We start from the raw sequence: 20,400 nt of genomic DNA, 5'->3' as shown, positions 1-20,400 counted from the left end.
ACGGCGGAGCGCGCATCATGACCGCGGCGCCTCGCGCGCTCACCTTCGTCACGGTCGTGTTCGAGCCCGAGATCCCGCTGCTGCGCCTCCAGGCGCGATCGCTGGCGCGCTTCCTGGATGAGGCCGCCGTGGCCGAGATCATCGTGCTCGACAACTGCGCCGGCGGCATGCCCGGGCGCACGCGCCGGCGGGTGCTCGCCGAGTTCGGCCCGATCCTCGCGCCCCGCGTGACCTTCCTGCGCACCGCGGAGCTCGGCGTGCGGGGCAGCACGGCCGGCTGGCGCAGCCAGCAGGCGGCGAAGCTGCTGATCGCCCGCCGCATCGGCACCAGCCACTACGTGATCCTCGATGCCAAGAACCATCTCGTCGCGCCGGGGGCGGCCAGCGACTTCGTCGACGCGACGGGCACGGCGCGGGGCGGCACCCACCCCTACACGGAGCACCCGCTGCGCAGCGATCTCGAGCGCACGCTCCGATTCCTGGGCGCGGACGACGCAGCGGTGGCCCGCGCGATCGAGGACTTCCCCACCACCATCACGCCGTTCGTCATCGACACGGCGCTCGCCCTGCGGATGATCGACGACGTCGAGGCGACCGCGGGCGAGCCGTTCGCCACCGCGTTCGAGCGGGCGAGGCTGCTGGAGTTCTTCCTGTACTCCGGGTGGTCGATCCGGCGGGAGCAGCGCGTGCCGGTCAACGGTGCGGCGATCCGGGCGCCCATCATCTGGCCGGGCCGCGCCACGGAGCAGGGCGCGCGCGACGCGATCCGTGAGAGGGACGACGCGGATGCGCGCTGGTTCTCGGTGCACCGCCGCGTACTGGTGCGGGCGGATGCGGCGACCAGGCGACACATCATCGCGTTCTGGACCGAGCGAGAGCTGATGAGCGCCGCCGAGGCCCGCGCCTTCGTGCGCCGCTTCCGCCGCTCCTACGTGCCCGCGGTCGCGCGCGCCCGGATCGCTGAGCGGCTCTCAGTCCTCGGCGGTCGGTGAGTGCCGCGCCGCATGCGGTCGCGAGCCCCGGCGGCGACCATCGCTGGGCGCTTCGGCGTAGTAGGTGTTGCGATGGCTGGAGGCGCGCGCCTTGTTGAGCACGATGCCGAGGATGCGGCCACCGGCCGACTCGATCGAGCGCACGGTGTTCGCCAGCTGCGCGCGCCGGGTCTTCGAGGAGTCCACCACGATCACCACGCCGTCGGCGAGCGGCGCGAGCAGGTTCGAGTCGGCCACGGTGAGCACCGGCGGCGAGTCGATGATCACCGCGTCGTAGCGCTGCGACACCGTGTCGAGCATCGAGCGGAAGGCCTGCGAGGTGACGATCGCCGCCGGATTCGGCGGCACGGCGCCGGAGCTCAGCACGTCCGGGCCCCGCTCGCCCCACGACACGATCGCCTCCGACAGCTCGACATCGCCCATCAGCGCCGTCGTCATGCCGACGGAGCTGTCGTGGCCGAAGAGCTCGCCGACCCGAGGTCGGCGGAGATCCGCATCCATCACCAGGGTGCGCTCCCCGGTGTCCGCGAGCGTCAGGGCGAGATTCGTCGAGAACGTCGATTTGCCCTCGCCCGGCGAGGCGGAGGTGACGAGCAGTCGGCGGGAGCCGCCGTCCAGCGACGAGAAGGCCAGGGCGGATTGGATCCTGCGCATGTCCTCAGCCACGGGACTGTGCGGTTCGCGCGCGACGATGAGGCCCGCCAGCACGTTCCGCTTCGTGCGGGTCACGACACCCAGCACCGGGACGTCCGTGACGCGCGCGACGGCCGCCTCGTTGCGCACCCTGGTGTCGGCGATCGTCGCGATGAACGCCAGCAGCACGCCGAGCAGGAAGCCGATCGCTCCCGCGAGCATCGCGTCGCGCGTCTTGTTCGGCACTGTCTGCACCGTGGGCGGCACCGCGTCGTCGATCAGCGACGCCGTGATGTTCGCCGATCCCTCGACGCCCTCGGCGGCCACATCCTGCACGACGGCCGCCAGCTCCTGGGCGACGCTGTTCGCGATCGCGGCCGCGCGGTCGGGGTCGTTCGACGTCGCCGTGACGTCGAGGATCACCGTGTCCTGAGGGATCGCGATGGCGATGGAGCGGGCCAGCGCGCGCGGCTCGATCTCCATGTCGAGCTCAGCGATGACGGGTTCGAGCACGCGCGAGGATGTCGCGAGCCGCGCGAAGGAGAGCATCTGGTTCTGCGTGTAGGCGGAGCCCTGGTTCAGATCGGAGCCGGACGTTCCCTGGTTGAGCGCGAAGTAGAGCGAGGCGCGGGACTGGAACTGCGGCTCGATGGAGGAGGAGACGAGGTAGCCTGCGCCGGCGGCGAGGATCGTGAGCCCGACGATCAGCGCCCAGAACTTGCGCAGCGCCTCCCAGACGTGAGAGAGGTTCCAGGTCGCGGGCTCGACCATCACCATGTCGGCTCCTCGGCGGCGCGACGAGGGCGAACCTGCGCGCCGGTCTCCGAGCGCTCGTGACGACTGCTCATGGTGGAGACACTACCCGCGCAGCAACCGCACGCCCGCAACAGCGTGCCGATAGCGTGGGGTGGACGGTCTCGCACAGCAGCGGCGCCGTCTCCCCGGGACGGCTGACGTGAGGGAGGTCACGATGCGCGTGCTCGTCGCGTGGGCAGACGACTCATCGCCCAACCTCGGCGTGCGTGCGCTCGGAGAGGGGTCGGCCGACCTGCTTCGGCGGCGCTGGCCGGATGCGGAGTTCGTCTACATGAACTACCGCCGCCGCCCACCGCAGATCGCCTGGGGCACCGGCGCGCTGCTGCGCGAGCGCGTCACCGGCACGACGGGCATGATGGACTGGCTCGCCGGGTTCGATCTCGTATGGGACACCCGCTCCGGCGACAGCCTCGCCGACATCTACGGGCTGCCCAGGCACACGACCATGTCGCTCGTGCACGAGTTCGCGACGCAGGCGGGCGCGGCCGTCGTGCTCGCACCCCAGACGATCGGCCCGTTCAGCACAGCGCGCGGCCGCGCGCTGGCCCGCAGGTCGCTGCAGCGCAGCAGCCTCGTGTTCGCGCGCGATCCGCTCAGCGCCGCGTCGGCGGCTCGCATGGGCCGCAGACCCGATGCGGTGACCAGCGACCTCGTCTTCGGACTCGACCAGCCGGTCGCCGGCACGCCGCGCGACGTGCTGCTGAACGTCTCCGGGCTGCTCTGGCAGGCGGATGACCACATCGACGCGTCCTCGTACCGAGACGCGATCCATGCCATCGTCGAAGGACTCCTCGCCGAGGGCCGCGCCGTGACGCTGCTCCCCCACGTGCTCGAGTCCGGCAACCCGGACGACGACGTGCCGGTGTCGCGGGAGCTGGCGGCGACCTACGGCGACCGCGTGGACCTCCTGATCCCCGCCGATCTGGCCGAGGCGCGCTCGGCCATCGGCTCGGCGCAGCTCGTCATCGGCGCGCGCATGCACGCGTGCTTGAACGCGCTCTCGACCGGCACACCGACCGTGGCCATGGCGTACTCCCGCAAGTTCGCGCCGCTCATGGAGTCGATCGGCTGGGATCGCGTCGTGTCCATCGCCGATGCGGACGACCTGGCGGCAGCCGTGCTCCGGCATGCCAGGCAAAACACGCTGGCAGCGGATGCCGCTGCGGCGCAGCTGCGAGGGCAGCGGCTGCTCGAGCCGCTCGTCGACCGGCTGGACGCGCTGTGACGGACGGCTTCCAGCGCGCCGTCGGCGATGTCGTCGCTCGGCAGGCGTGCTCGGGATGCGGGCTGTGCACGAGGCTCGACGCGTCGCTGCGCATGGCGCTCGACGCCGACGGCTATCTCCGACCGCGGTTCGACGGCGCCTCGCGGGCGATCCCGAACGCGACCGCGATCTTCCGGCGCGGCTGCCCCGGCGTGCTCGTGCGAGCACCGTCACCGCCGGAGGATGCGACGATCCATCCGCTGCTCGGCGCCCACGTCGGCATCTGGAACGCCTGGGCGGCCGACCCCGAGCTCCGACATGCCGGCAGCAGCGGCGGCGCGCTCAGCGCGATCCACACCTGGCTGGTCGACAGCGGGCGCGCGGCGCGCGTGACCGGCGCCGCCGCAGATCCCGCGACTCCTCGGCGCTCGGTGCCCGTCACGATCACCTCCCGCGAGCACGCCCTGCGGGCAGCCGGCTCTCGGTACGCGCCGGTGGCCTCCCTCGACTCGCCCGACGTGCTCCGACCCGACTCGGCCGTCTGCGGCAAGCCCTGCGAGATCTCGGCGATCCGGCAGACCGCGAGCGACCTGATCGACGGCGAAGCGCCGCTGCTGCTGTCGTTCTTCTGCGCGGGCACGCCGAGCCAGTCGGGCACGGATGCGCTGCTGGCCGACCTGGGCATCGGTGCGAGCGACGCCGTCGACGAGCTGCGCTACCGCGGCAACGGCTGGCCCGGCCGCTTCACCGCTCGATCCGAGCAGCGCGTGGTCACCGCCGACTACGACGAGTCATGGGGGCGCCGGCTCGGGCCCACCACCCAGTGGCGGTGCAAGGTGTGCGTCGACGGCGTCGGCGAGTCCGCCGACATCGTCTCGGCCGACTCCTGGGTCTCCGACGACCGGGGCTACCCCGTCTTCACTGAGGGCGAGGGCCGGAGCGCGCTGCTCGCGCGCACACCGCGCGGACGCCAGACCATCCTCGATGCGCAGGCGGCTGGCGTGATCGTGCTCGAGCCGCTGGAGATCGCGCAGCTGGCGCGGGCGCAGCCGCTGCAGACGGGACGCCGACGCTTCCTCAGCGCCAGGCTGCTGGGCTCGCGGTTCGCGGGCCGGCGTCCGCCCGCGTACCGCGGCTACCGGCTCCTCAGGCTGTCGCTGGGCGCGCCGCGCACCGCCCTCCGCGCGCTGCGCGGCACCTTCGCGCGCGTGCGTCGCGAACAGGGAGCTCGGCGATGACGTCGTCGCTCGCGCACGACGCGGCACGCGGCGCCTTCTTCACGCTGGCGGCGCAGGCCGCGCGCATCGTCCTGCAGCTGGTCTCGGTGGTGGTGCTCGCACGGCTGCTCTCCCCGCATGACTACGGCATGCTCGCGATCGTGCTGGTCGCCGTGGGAGTCGGCGAGATCTTCCGCGACTTCGGGCTCACCTCCGCGTCGATCCAGGCCCCGCAGCTCTCCGTCGGGCAGCGCGACAACCTCTTCTGGCTCAACGCGCTCATCGGGGCCGGGCTCGCGATCGTCATGTTCGCGATCTCGTGGCCGCTCGGCGCGGTCATCGGCGAGCCGGAGATCGTCGGCATGGCGCAGTGGCTCTCGCTCGTGTTCGTATTCAACGGTCTCGCGACGCAGCATCGGGCGAACCTGATGCGCGCCGTGCGACTGCGTCCGCTGGCGATCACGGATGTCGCGGCGGCCGCCATCGCCCTCGCGGTCGCGATCGCGGCGGCGCTGCTCGGCGCCGGCTACTGGGCGCTCGTCATCCAGCAGCTGGCCAACGCCGGCATCGTGCTCGTCGGCGTCATGATCGCCGGCAGATGGGTGCCGCGCGCGTACTCGCGCGCGCACAGCGTGCGAGCGCTCGTGACGTTCGGGTGGAACCTCGTCGCCGCGAACCTCGTGCAGTACGCGGCGCGCCAGGTCGACACGGTGCTGGTCGCGATGCGCTTCGGCACCGCACCGCTCGGGCTCTACAACCGTGGCTTCCAGCTGGTGATGACGCCGCTCGGGCAGGTGCGCGGACCGCTGCAGTCGGTCGCGCTCCCGGTGCTCTCCCGCATCCAGCAGGACCAGCCGAGGTTCGACACCTACGTCACGGCGGCCCAGCTCGCGCTCGGCTACCTGCTCGGCATCCCCCTGGCGATCCTCGCCGGGCTCGCCGAGCCCGTCGTCGCGATCATGCTCGGCGACGCCTGGCTGGATGCTGCACCGCTGCTGCGCATGTTCGCGATCGCCGGCATCCTCACCACGCTCTCCTACGTGGGCTACTGGGTCTACCTCGCGCGCGGCCTTGGCGGCCCGCTGCTGCGGTACACGATGGTCACGGCATGCATCAAGATCGCGTGCGTCGTCGTCGGCTCCTTCTTCGGGCTGGTCGGCGTCGCGATCGGCTTCGCCGTGCACCCCGCGATCGCCTGGCCGATCTCGATCGCGTGGCTGTCCCGCGTGACACCGCTGCCGACCCGCAGGCTCTACGCCGGCGCCGCGCGAGTGCTCGCCATCGCCCTGCTCGCCGGCGCTGCCGCGTGGTGGGCGAGCCGGCCGCTGGAGGCGCTCGGGTCGTGGCACGAGGTGGGCGTCGGCCTGGCGGCGGGACTCGTCGTCGCCGCGATGTCGCTGCTGCTGCCGATCTACCGACGCGACGCGGCGTCGCTCATGGTCTTCGTGCGACTGATGGTGCGGCGCCGCCGCCCGGAGGCTGACGCCCAGGGACGAGCCGACTGAGCCGAGGCGTCAGCCGCCGCTCGAGCTCGTCGCGCGGGCGCGCATCCCAGGCGATGGCGAGCCCCGCGAGGAACCACAGAAACATGCCGAACTGCGTGATGAGCGCGACGGCGAGCAGCGCGGGCAGCTGCGCGGTCACGGCGATCGACGCTGGATTCGCACGGCCGCGGAGCAGCCCGGTCGCGGTCGCCACGAGCACGAGGACGACCACCAGCATCGGCACCCAGCCGAAGCGGAGCGCGATCAGCAGCAGTGTGTTGTCGACCGACTGTGCGAAGTTGCCGAGATAGACGCCGCCGACCAGGCGGTCCGCCCAGTCGCCCGCCGTGCCGAGCGGCCGCACCTCGAGCAGCAGGGTGAAGAGGTCGCCGCGGTAGTCGGCACTGCCGCCGGCCTCATCGCCCGCCTCGGCGAAGACGCTGCCGATGAACGAGACGATCAGTGCCCCGGCCGCGAGCCCTCCGGCCACGATCGTCCAGCGCACGGTTCGACGGATGCCCGGCAGCAGCAGCACGCTCAGCGCGAGCGTCAGCCCGAGCGTGATCAGGCCGATGCGGCTGAAGGTGACGACGACGGCGCCCACGAGCGCCGCGAGCGCGAGCAGCGTGACCGGCGTGCGCCAGCGAGCGGCGACCACGAAGGCCGACGACATCGCCAGCGATGCGCCCAGCGCGATCGAGTGCCCGAATGCGCCTTCGGCTCGGAGGAATGCCGCGCGCGGCTGGAGGCTGGACCACTGCGCGTAGGCGCCCTGGCCGGGCACCAGCACGAACAGGTTCGTCCGGGTCGCGAATTCGATGAGCGCGAGCAGGGCTGCGGCGACGGCGACCGCGGCAATGGTCTGCACCACGAAGCGCGCCGGCACCCGCGTCAGCACGAGCCGACCCCAGGCGTATGGCAGCACCCACTGCAGGATGGCGATGATGGATGCGGAGAGGGTCGCCAGGTTCAGGGCGTAGAGCACCAGTACGAGCAGCGTGAACACCGCCACGAACCCGTCGACCACGGTGAGGCGCAGGTCGGCGAGGTTCGCGATGATCGCGGCGATGGTGATGAGCGTCAGCGCTGCCCAGAAGAAGCCGACCGTCGCCCCGATCCAGATGGGCACGAAGAACAGCACGAGCGTCCACGTGACGAACGTCAGCCGTGGACTGGCGCGGAACAGCAGGAGCCCGACCCCTCCCGCACAGAGTGCGAGCGGGGCGAGCAGGAGCAGCGACTCGCTCATGCTCGCACCCTGCGCCGTCGCCTCACGGGCCCAATCTACTCAGGCCACGTTCGACGGCGGGCAGCGCGGATCCGTCAGCCGAGATCGGTCACGCGGAACGCGTCGACGGTGAACACGCCCGTCGTGCTCGCGGAGCCCGACCGGTTCGAATGCACGCCGACGGCACCGCTCGCATCCGGGCCTGCCGCATCGTTCGCCACCACCTGCCAGGTCGCGGGTTCCGGGGTGCCGGTGCGCCAGATGCTCGCCGAGAACGTGGTGCTCGTCGAGCCCGTGACCTCGGCGGCCAGGGTGAACGAGTCGCCCGCGGCCCGCGTCAGCCCTGGCACCGGATAGGTGCTGAGCACCGTCCTGCCGTGCTGCAGCACCAGCCAGACGGTGCCGTTGTCGCGCAGCCAGGTGCGCACCCGGTAGTCGTCACCGCCCGTGGAGCGCGCGATGACACCGAAGAAGGCAGAGCCGGTGGACGGTGCCTGGTCGAGCGAGAAGTCGACCGAGACCCGCACGTCCTGCAGGTCGGCATCGCTCAGCAGCACATTGCGCGTGGAGCCGGCACCGAGCGTGAGCACACCCGTTCCGCCCGACACCGACAGCGGCGCCGAGCTGCCGCTCTCGACGCCCCAGGCGCCGCCGACGTCTGCCGTGCCCCAGCCCTGCGCGACGGTGCGACCGAAGTCGTCCGAGGCCGCGAAGTCGCCGGGCGGTACGACCGGATCCGTCGCCTCTACGCTCCTGGTCGTGGTCGCGGTCGCGCCGTCATCGTCGGTCACGGTGAGGGTCACGGTGTAGGTGCCGGCCGCCGCATAGCTGTGGATCGCCGTGGCACCCGTGCCGGCCGTCGTGCCGTCGCCCCAGTTCCAGCTGTACGAGGTGATGGTGCCGTCGGAATCCGCCGATGCCGCAGCATCGACGGACAGATCGAGGTCGGTCATCGCTGCGGTGAAGGACGCCGTCGGCGCGGCGTTGCCCCCGGGCGCTGCGGTGACCGTCACCGGGCTGCTCGTGGTCGCGGTCGCGCCGTCGTCATCCGTCACCGTCAGCGCGACGGTGTAGGTGCCGGCCGCCGCATAGCTGTGGTTGGCCGTCTCGCCGGATCCGTTCGGCGTGCCGTCTCCCCAGCTCCAGCTGTAGGAGGCGATCGAGCCGTCGGCATCGCTGGAGGCCCCGCCGTCGACCGCGACCTGCAGGTCGGAGACGGTGGAGGTGAACGACGCGGTCGGATCGGCATTCACCGGTCCGCCACCCGTGTTCGGGTCGGTGACGCGCAGGCCGTCGAACGAGAAGGCCGCGGTCGAGGTGGCGGATCCTGCGCGATTCGCGTGCAGGCTCACCCAACCGGAGCCCTGCAGCCCCGCCGTCGAGTCCGTCGTCGACAGCTGCCAGTCGGCCGGCTCAGCGCCGCTCGCGGGCCAGGCCTTGGCCTGGATCGTGGTCGGGCTCGAACCGCTCACCTGCACGCGCAGCTGCAGCTCCTCGCCCGCGGTCCAGTTGAGGCCGAGCGGCACCGCAGACAGCACCGTGGAGCTGCCGGAGCGCTGCGCGACGAGCCAGACGGTGCCGTTGCTGCGCATCCATGCTCGCACCGTGTAGTTCTGCGATGCCGACTGCCGTGCGGCGATGCCGACGTACGAGCTGCCGGTGGCCGGCGCCTGGTCGATCGCGTACGTCACCGTGGTCGAGCTGTCGGCGACCGAGAGGCCCTGCAGCGCCATGTTGCGCGTCTGGTTGGCCGAGAGCGTCAGGATGCCGTCGCCGCCAGCGACCGTGGCCACCGCCGCCGAGCCATGCATCGGTGTCCAAGTGCCGCCGGTGTCGGCGTCACCCCAGCCCGCGCTGACCGTGCGCTCGAAGTCGTCCCTCGCGGCGAAGGCGATCTGGGAGACCGTCAGCTCCCTCGTCGTCGTCGCCGTGCCGCCGAGACTGTCCGTGACGGTCACCGTGATCGTGTAGGTGCCGCCAGCCGCGTAGGTGTGATTGGCGGTCATCCCGCTGCCGGTCGCCCCATCGCCCCAGTTCCACGCGTAGCTCAGCGTTGCGCCGTCGCTCGCCGATGACGCCGCGGCATCGACATCGACACGCAGACCGGACGCGGTCGCGGTGAAGGAAGCGGTCGGGTCGGCATGGGATGCCGTGACCTGTCGGGTCGTCGTCCCGGTCGCTCCACGGTTATCCGTGACCGTCAGCGTGATCGTGCGCTCCCCCGGTGTCGCGTACGCGTGCGATGCCGTGGTGCCGCTGCCGTCGGCCGTGCCGTCGCCCCAGTTCCACGAGTAGGAGGCGATCGAGCCGTCCGGGTCGGAGGATCCGACGCCGTTCACGGCCACGGCCATGCCATCCGCCGAGGTGGTGAAGGAGGCCGTGGGCGACTGGTTGGCGGCGAGCACCGTGACGTCGTGCGTCACCGCTCCGCTCACCCCCCTGCTGTCGGTCACCGTGAGCGTCACCGCATAGGTGCCCGCCGTCGCGTAGGTGTGCGTCGGCGCCGCACCGGATCCCGTCGGCGTGCCATCGCCGTAGTTCCAGGAGTACGACGCGATGGTGGCGCCGGTGTCCGCCGTGGAGGCGGTGCCGTCGAAGGTCGCCGTCAGGTCGTCCGTCGACGAGATGAAGGCTGCCGTGGGCGCCTCCTGGCCGAGCCCCGTCGTGTAGTGGCTCATGACCTGCCCGCTCGTGAGCGCCGTGGGGTAGACCGCGACCTCATCGATGCGTCCGTTGAAGAAGTTCGACGACGGCCGGTTGGGCCAGCCGTTCAGGTTGTCGCCGCCGATGCGCCAGTAGCCGTTGTAGGCCTGGGCCGCGACGGTCGAGGGATCACTGCCGACCAGTGCGCCGTCGACGTAGAGCCGCATGCCCTCGGCGCTCTGCGTCGCCACCGCGTGATGCCACTGTCCGTCGTTGTAGGACTGTGTCGAGTTCACCGTGCGCACGCCGCCCGGGTAGACGCCGAACGTCAGCCGGCCGTTGTTCTGCATGTAGACGTGCCGGTCGTAGCTGGCAGACGAACCCGTCTGCGAGTTGCCGAAGCCGATGATCTTGCCACCCTGGTTGGTGGACGTGCGGAACCAGGCCTCGGCGGAGAACTCGGAGGTGACGGCGCCGCTCGAGGGCGACGAGACACGACCGTTGCTGTTGCCGCCGAAGTTGGTGGCGGTCTCGCCGGTCACGCCCGCGACCGCGCCAGGGGTGATGCTGCTCGTATTGCTGCCGAACACCGGGTTTCCGCCGCCGGCGTAGTCGATGCCGATAGTGCCGAGCGGATAGTAGATGGACGCGCCGTCATCGAGCACGGTGTTGACATAGTCGGACGGGGTGCCGTTGCCGACCGTCACGGTGACCGGTTGGCTCGTGACGGCGTTGCCGTCGCCATCCACGGCACGCACCGTGTACGTGTAGGTCGCCCCCGGTGTCAGTCCGGTGTCGTTGAACAGCACGCGAGGCTGGGACTGCGGCCACCATCCGGAGCCGACGACCTGCGACTGCACGACGCCGGGCGTGCCGGTGCGGCGCAGCTCGTAGGTGAGATCACGGTCATCCCGATCCCAGTTCGAGGGCATGGAGATGCGTACCCGGCCCGCGACCGTGGACGAGGCGGTGGGCGCGCCCCACGCGGAGCTCGCGATGCGCGGTCCCTGCTTGGGCCCGCCGGGAGGGGCGGTCGAGAAGCGCACGATGCCCTCGTAGCGCTGGTTGTTCACGCCAACGAACTCACCGGCGACCGCGAGGTACTGCCCGGTGCCCGTCATGGAGAGCCCCGCCTGGTTGAGGCCGGACGTGTGGCCGATCAGGAAGTCCGGGTACCACGCGTAGGGCTGCGGCGCCGGCGTGCCGCTCCAGTCCTTGTAGATGCTGCTCACGGACGGGCTGCGCGTGAGCGTGCCCTCTGCCGTCGCGCTGAACGCCTCGACGTAGCGATAGGTGCGGGGGCTCAGCTCGGGCGCGAGACCGACGGTGTCGCACTCGTGCGTGTGGCTGGTGGCGTAGACGATCTCGCCGGTCGACCAGACGCCGTAGTGATCGCCGTGGCAGTCGGCGATCCAGCGGATCTCGCCCGTGCCCGCCTCAGCGGCGAAGACGCCCTCGAGGTTGCCCACCGTCGTGTTCGCGTACACCCAGCCGGTCCCGTAGACCCCGGAGTCGTCGACCGCGAGCGCGAAGATGCCGGCCTTGCCTGCAGCCGAGCCCGAGCTCCAGCCGTTGATGACGGTGTCGGAGGCAGCCCACTCGGTGTCGATGGCTCCCGTGATCGGGTCGAGCGCGACGAGGCCACGCTGCACCACGCCGTTGACGAGGTAGAAGCGTCCGGCTGCGATGACGTGCGCGCCACCGGGATCGATGACCATGGCGTCGCCCTGTCGATCCGTGGTCGGCGCCCACGGCCGGAGGGCGCCGTTCGTCGTGTCGAATGCGGCGAGGTTGGTGCGCGCGACGCCGTTCGCCTGCGAGAAGAGACCGGTCATGTAGACGGTGTCGCCCATAACGGCCATGGCGTAGACGCCGGAGCCGCCGATCGCCGGGTTGAAGCCGGGGACCAGCTGGCCGGTCGCGGCGTTCAGCGCCGCGAAGTTCCAGCGGGTCTCGCCGTTGACCGTGTTGAACGAGCCGCCGATGTAGATGCGCGAGCCATCGGGCGAGGCCGCGACCGCGCGGATGACGCCATTGACCTGGGGCGCGAACGGCAGCAGGTTTCCGTTGGTGATGTCGTACGCGAGGATGTTGCTGCGCGGGGTGAGGTTCGTGCCCGGCGAGGCGAGCGGCGCGCGCGCGTTCTCGAAGCCGCCCACTGCGTAGACGGTGTTGCCGATCATCGCCTGCGCCCAGACGTAGCCGTTGTCGATCTGCACCGTCGGCAGCGGATCGGCAGTGACCACCCCGTCGGTGCGCTGCTGGAGCGTCACCGGTCCCGGTGGCACGTCACCGTCTGCGGCGGAGACCGCGGTGACTCCGGTGAGCAGCATCGCACCTGCGGCGATCATTGCCGCGGTGCTGACCAGCGCTGCCCGCAGAGGGCGACGGTGAGCGGGCATGGTGTGCTCCATCTGTCAGGAGGTGGTTCCCGTGAAGACCGCGACGGGTTCGCCTGCGGCATAGTTGACCGACACGGTGATCTCGCGATCAGCTGCCGGGTCGAGCATGAAGATGTAGGTGCCGTTGACGGCGCCGCCCGGCGCGACATCCCCCGACAGCGGCGACGGGTTGCCGGCCGTTGTGCCGATCCCGAGCTCGTCGCCGGCGACGACGGTCACCAGGGCGGAGTCGACCGGTTGCGTCTCGCTCGAGGTGTTGCGAGCGGAGACGGTGACGCGGACCGCGGGCCCGTCGACCTCTCCGGGCGTCTCGGCGGTCACGGTGATCGCATCGACCGCCACGATCTCGATCACCATGCCGGTGTCGAACGACACCGCCTCGTCGATGGCGGCCGCGGTGGTCGGCAGCGGCGCGGCCATGAGCGGGCCGTCGGGCGTCGACGCGTCGACGTCCTCAGCACCGGGCGGAGGAATGCGGGCCGGGCGAGGCGATGCGCTCGGCGTCGGTGCCGCGGCGTTCGGGGCGGCGGAGGCGCTCGGCGCCGCCGACGGCGAGGCAGCGGGCTGCGGGCCGGGCGTGGTGCTGGAGGCGGGCGTCGCGGAAGAGCCTCCGCAGGCCGTGAGCCCGAGCGCGATCGCGGCAGCGAACCCCGCTGCCAGGACTGCTGTCGTCGAGCGATGCATTCGACGAGCGCGTCGTTGGGCGTCCACGTCTCTCCAGACTGTCGTGACCTGCGGCTCCCCGACCGGTTCCACATCCTTCGCAACCTCGCTTTGGGGTACCGCCTGTTCGGAGCGTAGCCATAACGCTGTTACCTATCTACGAGCCCTGGCTTAGGATGACCTCAGGAGCAGGCACACCCACCGGGGCCCCGCCTGAGGAGGTCAGATGCGAGTCCTGTTCGACGCCTACTGGTGGCAGCGTGGACCAGGCGCCAATCGGACGGTGCAGCGAGAGCTGCTGCTGGCCTGGACGAGGGCATTCCCGCACGACGAGCTGATCGTCGCGCTGCGACGGGACGCGGAGGCGGCCGGACTCCCGGATGGCGCGGGCACTGCCAGGACGAGCCTGTGGCCGCATGCGCTGTCGAATCGCTGGGAGCTGCCCCGGATCGCCTCCCGCACGAGCGCCGACATCGTCGTCTGCCACAACTACACGCCCGCGTCCGGCCCCTCGCTCGTGTTCATCCACGACGTGATGTTCCTCGAGCAGCCGCAGTGGTTCTCGCGCGCAGAGCGCGCCTACTTCGCGCCGATGCTCCCCTGGGCGCGACGGGCGTCGATCGTGGCGGTCTCCACCGAGACCGAGGCGGCCCGGGTGCTGCGGCATGCGCCGCGCCTGCGACCGCCGGTCGTCACGGGCCTCGGCGTGCCGCCGGGCCTGCAGGGCGCGATGCAGCGGCCGCCGGCGATCGCCGCCGATGCCGAGTTCGCCGTCACGGTCGGACGGCTGAACGTGCGGAAGAACCTGGAGACCGTGATGAACGCGGCTGCCCGCTCCAGGCGCATCACGCCGACCAGCCCGCTCGTCGTCGTCGGCGGCGTCGAGCACTCCGGTCGCGGATCGACCGTGCCGGAGCGCGCGCGGCCGCTGCTGCAAGACGGCAGGATCGTGATGCTCGGGCCGGTGCCCGATGAGCAGCTCGCCTGGCTCTACGCGCACGCGGCGCTGACGATCTCGCTCAGCCTCGACGAGGGCTTCGGCATGCCATCGGTCGAGGCGGCGAGCTTCGGGTCGCCCCTGCTCGTGAGTGACATCCCGGTGTTCCGAGAGACGGTCGGCGACTACGCGGCGTTCGTGCCGCCGCTCGACGAGGCGGCTGCCGCGGCGCAGCTCGACGCGACGTGGGGTGCTCGGCCGAGCGCAGCGGCACGCGAGCGCGCCATCGCCGACTACACCTGGGACGCCGCGGTGCGCAGGCTGCGCGGCGCGATCCGGTCGGCGCGGCTGGCCGACTAGCTGCCGCGCCCGCCGATGAGCTCGGCGAGCTGGTTGCCGGCGGCGAGTGCCGCACGCATCGCCGCGTGGTGGTCCCGGGCGCCGCCGCCGTGACCGTCCGGGATGTCGAGGGGGTCGGGGCCCGCCCGCCAGAAGCGGCGCCGCGCCTGCGTCGGCAGCGGACGCAGGCCGCGCATGCCGTGGATGTGCTCGCGGAAGGCCGCCACGGCGCGCGGCGCAGGCGTACTGTCGCCGCGCTCGTAGTCGTTGCCGAGCCAGAGGGCCTCGCGCAGCGTGAACACGACGCCTCGCATCTCCGGGGCGGCCGCCACGACCGAGGAGCGCTGCTCGCGCGTGGCCGTCACGACCAGCGCCGCGGCTCGGATCATCGAGGGCTCGAGCGCGCGGGCCCGGTGCTTTGACCCCATCTGGGCCCACGCGGGCTCATCGCGGAAGGCGATCACCTCCGCGCACGCCGACCGCTCCTCCGCCACGCGCACGCCGGCGCTCGCGACCGCGACACCGTCCAGCCCGGCGCGCTGCCCGAAGCCTCGTCGCAGTGCGAACTCGGCCATGGGCGAGCGGCAGACGTTCGCCGTGCAGACGACCAGGATGCCGCCATCGGGTGCGCTCATCGGACGGCCCCGCGAGTCGTGTGCGGCTGCCGGGCAGTGCGATGCTCGCGGACGAGCCGGCGCCCGTCCCGCAGCGCGCGCAGGTATGCCCGCCAGGGCCGGATCGACACCACGAGCTGGCGCCGTCCTCCCCGCAGCAGCACATCCAGCCCGACCCTCGGCGCGGTGCGCAGCCATCCACGCACGTGCTCCTCATCCAGGTGCTTCGCCGCGTAGAGCAGCCGATTCCGGATGTTGTAGTAGTAGTAGATGTCCGACTTGGCGCGGCCGGGCACCACCTCCTGCGTGCCGCCGGCATCGTGCACGACCGTCGCGTCCACGAGCGCCCAGCGCCCTCCCCGGTCGAGCACGCGATGCGAGAGATCGACGTCCTCCCAGTAGAGGAAGTACTCCTCGTCGAAGCCCCCCGTGGCATGCCAGAGCTCGAGCGAGATCGCGAAGCACGCCCCGGTGGCCCACTCGCGCCGGTCGGCGCCGGGGAAGCGCGGCCGCGCTCGGGCGCCGCGCACGGCGCCGTCCGCGAGGTACAGGTCGGCGCCGGCGAACCACGGCTCGCCGCCAGGTCCGACGATCGTCGGCGACGCGAGCAGCATGGGATCGCGCTGCACCGCCGTCACGAGCGCCCTCAGCGATGCTGCGTCGATGCGCGCATCGGGGTTCAGCGCCACGACGACTCGGGCGCCCAGCTCGTCCGCTCGTGCCACGCCGGCGTTCGTGCCGCCGCCGAAGCCGAGGTTCTCCTCCAGCAGCACCGCCGTCCAGCCGTGCTCCTCCGCGAGCTCGCGCACGCGCGCCTGCTCCCGGCTGCCGCTGAAGCAGTCGACCACGATGATCCGGCCACCGGCGGGCAGCTCGATCGACGCGGCGTGCTCCCGCAGCAGCGTGCTCGAGCCGAAGTTCACGATCACGACCGCGAACGCGGGCAGCGGCGCGGCCACCTCGCCCGTCACTGCGAGTCCCGGTCCAGCTGCTGCATCTCCGTGAACCACTTGACCGCGGCGAGCATCAGGAAGGCGGCGTTCGCGAGCGCCAGCGCGGTGTAGATCCAGAGGAAGCCGGTCGTCCATCCCCAGAGCAGGAAGACGAGGCAGAGCAGCCCGAAGTCGGTGGGGATCAGCAGCATCGAGCGGGCGAACGTGCCGCCGCCGCGGGCGTGCGTGGATCGCACGCCGGCCTTGCCCTTCAGCAGGTCGTTCAGCAGCATGCCGAAGAAGGTGACGACGCCGACGATCGAGAACACGAGCGGCACCAGCAGCCACGCTGTGTCGCGGTAGGGCGTGTGCAGCCACAGCGCGAGCAGCACCGCGAGGTGCAGCGAGGCGATCTTGAGCGCATCGACGAAGTGGTCGAGCCACTCCCCCGAGAGGCTTCCTCCCCCGCGCAGCCGCGCGAGCTGCCCGTCGGCGGAATCCCAGGCGTAGCCGAGCGCCAGCAGCACGGCGATGAGCACGCCCGACCACCACTGGGTGGGCAGCGCGAGGAGCAGGCCGATGCCGACGAAGGTGTGCAGCGCACTGAACGCGGTCGCTCCGTTGGGCGTCCAGCCCCACCGGAATGCCGCAGCGGCGAGCACTCGGCCGATGCGGCGATTGACGTAGACCGAATAGCCCGGTGCGCCCCGCGCGTGACCCTTCTGCGTGCTGGCCAGCCTGCGGTACGTGTCGGCGAACGCCTCGGTCATCCTCACACCCCCGCCTGCTTGCCAGAGCCGGACCCCGCTGCGCGCGAGGCGACTGGCGCCGAGTCTAGGCCCAGGCCCGCGCCGCGGGGCAAGGTGGCACACTGGCGCCATGCGCACCGGGAGTCGTCGGCCCATCAGGGTCATGCAGTCCTTCGGCCCGCCTCGGCCGACCTCCAACCCCTACGTGCACATGCTGGATGCCGCGCTGGCAGCCACCCCCGGGGTCGAGCACCTCCGGTTCGATCGCCGCCGCGCGCTCCTCGGTCGCTACGACGCGATCCAGTTCCATTGGCCAGACACGCTCTTCGGTGGGTCGAGCCCGGTCCGCGTCGCCGCGCGCCGCATCTTCGCTGAGGCGCTCCGGATCCGGCTCGCGCTCTCGCGCATCGCCGTGCTTCGCACCGTGCACAACCTCGAGCCGCACGCCAGCTCGACGCCGTGGGAGCGACGCTATCTCGCATGGCTCGAGCGCAGGACCGACCATCGCATCCTGCTGCACGAGCTGACCGGGATCCCCGCGGACGTGCCGTCGACGCTGATCCGTCACGGGCACTACCGCGACTGGTTCGCCGCGATGCCTGCGGCCGAGCCGTCTCGGAACCTGCTCGGATTCGTCGGCCTCGTGCGCCCCTACAAGGGGGTCGAAGAGCTGCTCGACGCCTTCGGCACCACGGCCTCGCGGCACCCGGAGCTCCGGCTGCGCATCGCCGGCAATCCTTCGTCCGAGCAGGTCGCGCGCGAGGTCCGTCGGCGCGCCGCGCTCGATGCCAGGGTCTCCCTCGACCTCCGCTATCTGTCCGAGGAGGAGTTCGTGGACGCTGTTACGCAAGTCTCGGGATTGGTGCTACCGTACCGATTCATGCTCAACTCCGGCACGGTGCTCGCGGCGCTCTCCTTGCAGCGCCCCGTCCTCGTGCCGCGCACGGAGATCAACGAGGCACTGGCGCGCGAAGTCGGGCCAGACTGGATCACGATGTTCGACGGCGCCCTCACCGGCGAGCATGTCGCGCACTTCGCTGCCTCGCTCGACGCCCCGCGCACTGCGGCGCCGGATCTCTCGCTGCGCGACTGGGACCGCGCAGGCCCGCTGCATCGCACCGCGTTCTCGCAGGCGGTCGCGCACCGCGACGCTCGGCGGCGGCCGTGAGGAGCGACGCCGCGGTGCACCGGCCGGTCTTGGTCGCCGTGCCGACGTACTGCCGTGTTCCACAGCTGCCTGCGCTCGTGCGCGCGATCCGGCAGGACGCGCAGACCGTGGAGGCCGACCTCCGGCTCCTCGTCGTGGACAACGATCCCGACCGGTCCGCTGAGCAGACGGCAGCCACGCTCGGCGTCGACTATCTCGCCGAGCCGATCCCCGGCATCGCGGCCAATCGCCAAGCAGCGCTGGATGCGGCGGCAGACGACGAACTGGTCGTCATGATCGACGACGACCTCATGCCCGAGCCCGGCTGGCTCCAGGGCCTCGTCGACGCGTGGCTGCGATATCAGCCGGCAGCCGTGATGGGCTACGTCCGCTACGTGTGGCCGGAGGGCACCGACCCCTGGATCGCGGCCGGAGGCTTCGTGCGGCGCACCGAGTTCCCGACCGGGCAGCGACTGTCGACGTTCGTGACCGGCAACGTGCTCATCGACGCAGCGAAGGTGCGCGCCCTCGGCGTCCGATTCGATGTCTCGCTCGGGCTCTCCGGCGGCTCGGACGTGCAGTTCGGGCGCGACCTGCTCGCGAGCGGCGGTGTGATCGTCGCGTCAGCCGATTCCGTGGCGCGGGACGACATCGAAGCGGCACGCACGACGCGCGCATTCGTGCGCCGACGCACGATCTGCCAGGGTCAAGTGCGAGCGCGCCTCTTCACGAGAGCCGACACCCGCGCCAGCAATCTGGCCAAGCGCGCCGGATTCCTGGTCGGCGGAATCGTCCGCCTGCCCGCGTTCGCAGTCGCCGAGCTGACCGCCAGGGCGCGTGGGGATCTGGCCGGCAGCGCTGGCTACCGGCGGCGGATCTGGTTCGCGCAGGGGCGAATCCTGGGCGCGGTCGGTCGCGACGAGTTCGAGTACGCGCGCGCCACTCCGGCACCGGCGCTGCCCTGATCGTGCCCATCCTGCATCGCGCTCGCGTCGAGCCTCCTGCTCGCACTCGCTCTTCGCGCGGCGTACGGTGATCAGCATGTCCCTGCGGAGCGCGGTGTTCAACGCGAAGGTCAGGACGGTGCGCGCCTCGTCAGGTCGCTTCCTCGACGAGCTCCTCGCCAACGAGCGCATGGCGCCCTCCGCGCTGCGAGCTGAGGAGAACCGGCTCGCCGAGTCGATCGTCGCCTTCGCGATGCGCGAGTCACCGCTCTACCGAGACCTGTACGGCGACATGGGCATCCGCGCCCAGGACATCCGCGATCCGTCCGAGTGGCAGCGCCTCCCGTTGCTCGACCGAGCCATGGTGAAGGCGCGCAGCGGCGACCTGACGACGCGCGAGGCGAGCAGGTCGACCACGCGAACCGCACTGACGGGCGGCAGCACCGGAGAACCGCTGCGGACGATGCACGATGCACGCGTGCCCACCTTGGCGCTGGCGTGGCGGATGTACTCCTGGTGGGGCGTCGGACCGCACGATGACCTGGCGCGGATCGGGAGGTGGAGCTTCGGTCGTCGCGAGGCCGTGCAGAATGCGCTCGCCTGGTGGCCCACTCGGCAGACCTACCTCGACGCCGCACACATCTCCGAGGACTCGATGGCCAGGTTCCATCGCACGATCGTCCGTCAGCGCCCGAAGCTGCTGGAGGGCTATGTCGGCGCTCTGCTCGAGTTCGCCGACTTCGTCGAGCAGCAAGGGTTGCGCATGCCTCCCCTCACCGCGGTCGCGACCACCGCGGCGCCTCTCCCTGCCCCGGCGCGCGCCCGGCTCGAGGCCGTGTTCGGCGCTCCCGTGTACGACGAGTACCGAGGCTCGGAGTTCGGTTGGCTCGCAGGAGAGTGCGCTGAGCGCGACGGGCTGCACATCTTCTCCGACGTGCATCGCATCGAAGTCGTCGGGGCCGATGGACGCAGCCTGCCCGCGGGAGAGGTCGGTGACATCGCGATCACCGATCTGCGCAACCGCGTCTTCCCGCTCATCCGCTATCGCACCGGCGACCAGGGGGCGCTCCGGGAGGGGCTGTGCCCGTGCGGGCGTGCACTGCCGCTCATGGAGCAGCCGAAGGGTCGTGACACCGACATGATCCGACTGCCGAGCGGGGTCGTGCTGGCGCACCGGCTCATGGCCATGTTCGGTGCGCACCCCGAAGCGGTGCGCCAGTTCCAGATCCACCAGCAGCGTGACGCCTCCATCGTCGTGCGCGTCGTCCAAGGCGATGGCGCCGATGCGGCCCGCCACATCGACGCCGCGCTCGCCGGCTTGCGCGACCGGGTCGCGGGCGAGGTGCCGGTGCGCCTGGAGAAGGTCACCGCACTGCCCTACACGGGCGGCAAGACGAAGTACGTCATCAGTGACGTGCCTCGGAGCTGAGGTCTCGCCGCCAGCCGCTCTCCCGCG

General features: G+C 71.5%; 15 protein-coding genes. 8 read left to right on the top strand and 7 right to left on the bottom strand.

Annotated elements, in window-relative coordinates:
• Positions 1 to 17 precede the first annotated feature (17 nt).
• Positions 18 to 992, top strand: a complete 975-nt coding sequence (locus ABG090_RS04810; protein WP_347756904.1) for a DUF6492 family protein — start codon at positions 18 to 20, stop codon at positions 990 to 992.
• Here the strand turns inward: ABG090_RS04810 and ABG090_RS04805 are convergent.
• Positions 972 to 2,402, bottom strand: coding sequence for a polysaccharide biosynthesis tyrosine autokinase (locus tag ABG090_RS04805; RefSeq protein ID WP_347756902.1), 1,431 nt, complete (start codon positions 2,400 to 2,402; stop codon positions 972 to 974). The genes ABG090_RS04810 and ABG090_RS04805 overlap by 21 nt on opposite strands.
• A 193-nt stretch (positions 2,403 to 2,595) precedes the next feature.
• On the opposite strand from ABG090_RS04805, the gene ABG090_RS04800 reads away from it, so the two are divergent.
• The 3 genes from ABG090_RS04800 to ABG090_RS04790 are packed head-to-tail and all read left to right on the top strand — an operon-like array spanning position 2,596 to position 6,367.
• Positions 2,596 to 3,666, top strand: a complete 1,071-nt coding sequence (locus ABG090_RS04800) for a polysaccharide pyruvyl transferase family protein (RefSeq protein ID WP_347756900.1) — start codon at positions 2,596 to 2,598, stop codon at positions 3,664 to 3,666.
• Positions 3,663 to 4,883: a Coenzyme F420 hydrogenase/dehydrogenase, beta subunit C-terminal domain gene (locus ABG090_RS04795; RefSeq protein WP_347756898.1), complete on the top strand. Its 1,221-nt coding sequence runs from the start codon at positions 3,663 to 3,665 to the stop codon at positions 4,881 to 4,883. Before ABG090_RS04800 ends, ABG090_RS04795 begins: the two co-directional genes overlap by 4 nt.
• A complete protein-coding gene (locus ABG090_RS04790; RefSeq protein ID WP_347756896.1) occupies positions 4,880 to 6,367 on the top strand; it encodes a lipopolysaccharide biosynthesis protein in 1,488 nt (495 codons plus the stop codon). The genes ABG090_RS04795 and ABG090_RS04790 overlap by 4 nt, the downstream gene beginning before the upstream one ends.
• Here the strand turns inward: ABG090_RS04790 and ABG090_RS04785 are convergent.
• The 3 genes from ABG090_RS04785 to ABG090_RS04775 all read right to left on the bottom strand — a co-directional run bounded on the left by ABG090_RS04785 (position 6,297) and on the right by ABG090_RS04775 (position 13,303).
• The gene (locus ABG090_RS04785) at positions 6,297 to 7,595 is read right to left on the bottom strand and encodes a hypothetical protein (protein ID WP_347756894.1); all 1,299 of its coding nucleotides are present in this window, start codon (positions 7,593 to 7,595) and stop codon (positions 6,297 to 6,299) included. The genes ABG090_RS04790 and ABG090_RS04785 overlap by 71 nt on opposite strands.
• A 74-nt stretch (positions 7,596 to 7,669) precedes the next feature.
• Positions 7,670 to 12,568, bottom strand: coding sequence for a PKD domain-containing protein (locus tag ABG090_RS04780; RefSeq protein ID WP_347756893.1), 4,899 nt, complete (start codon positions 12,566 to 12,568; stop codon positions 7,670 to 7,672).
• Positions 12,569 to 12,634: 66 nt separating this feature from the next.
• On the bottom strand, positions 12,635 to 13,303 hold the full coding sequence (locus ABG090_RS04775; protein WP_347756891.1) for a hypothetical protein: 669 nt from the start codon (positions 13,301 to 13,303) through the stop codon (positions 12,635 to 12,637).
• Between the two features lie 205 nt (positions 13,304 to 13,508).
• On the opposite strand from ABG090_RS04775, the gene ABG090_RS04770 reads away from it, so the two are divergent.
• Positions 13,509 to 14,579, top strand: a complete 1,071-nt coding sequence (locus tag ABG090_RS04770; protein ID WP_347756889.1) for a glycosyltransferase family 1 protein — start codon at positions 13,509 to 13,511, stop codon at positions 14,577 to 14,579.
• Here ABG090_RS04770 and ABG090_RS04765 read toward each other — a convergent pair.
• From ABG090_RS04765 to ABG090_RS04755, 3 genes are read right to left on the bottom strand one after another with little or no spacing between them, the layout of a single operon-like run.
• Positions 14,576 to 15,193 (bottom strand): hypothetical protein, encoded by a 618-nt coding sequence (locus ABG090_RS04765; protein WP_347756887.1) that lies wholly within the window; start codon positions 15,191 to 15,193, stop codon positions 14,576 to 14,578. The genes ABG090_RS04770 and ABG090_RS04765 overlap by 4 nt on opposite strands.
• Positions 15,190 to 16,143, bottom strand: coding sequence for a glycosyltransferase family 2 protein (locus tag ABG090_RS04760; RefSeq protein WP_347756885.1), 954 nt, complete (start codon positions 16,141 to 16,143; stop codon positions 15,190 to 15,192). Before ABG090_RS04760 ends, ABG090_RS04765 begins: the two co-directional genes overlap by 4 nt.
• Entirely contained in the window at positions 16,140 to 16,874 is a 735-nt protein-coding gene (locus ABG090_RS04755) for a CDP-alcohol phosphatidyltransferase family protein (protein WP_347756883.1), read from the bottom strand. The genes ABG090_RS04760 and ABG090_RS04755 overlap by 4 nt, the downstream gene beginning before the upstream one ends.
• Before the next feature lie 109 nt (positions 16,875 to 16,983).
• Here ABG090_RS04755 and ABG090_RS04750 point away from each other — a divergent pair, with 109 nt between their 5' ends.
• From ABG090_RS04750 to ABG090_RS04740, 3 genes are all read left to right on the top strand, one after another.
• A complete protein-coding gene (locus ABG090_RS04750) occupies positions 16,984 to 18,021 on the top strand; it encodes a glycosyltransferase (protein WP_347756881.1) in 1,038 nt (345 codons plus the stop codon).
• Positions 18,018 to 18,965, top strand: a complete 948-nt coding sequence (locus tag ABG090_RS04745; protein ID WP_347756879.1) for a glycosyltransferase — start codon at positions 18,018 to 18,020, stop codon at positions 18,963 to 18,965. The genes ABG090_RS04750 and ABG090_RS04745 overlap by 4 nt, the downstream gene beginning before the upstream one ends.
• Before the next feature lie 76 nt (positions 18,966 to 19,041).
• Complete coding sequence (locus ABG090_RS04740) at positions 19,042 to 20,373, top strand: hypothetical protein (protein ID WP_347756877.1); 1,332 nt, start codon at positions 19,042 to 19,044, stop codon at positions 20,371 to 20,373.
• Positions 20,374 to 20,400 lie beyond the last annotated feature (27 nt).

Origin of the sequence: Agrococcus sp. ProA11 (assembly GCF_039880525.1) — a bacterium.
GTDB lineage: Bacteria > Actinomycetota > Actinomycetes > Actinomycetales > Microbacteriaceae > Agrococcus > Agrococcus chionoecetis.
Note: the sequence above shows the minus strand (reverse complement) of the source record. Positions and strands in the feature narration are given on the sequence as shown.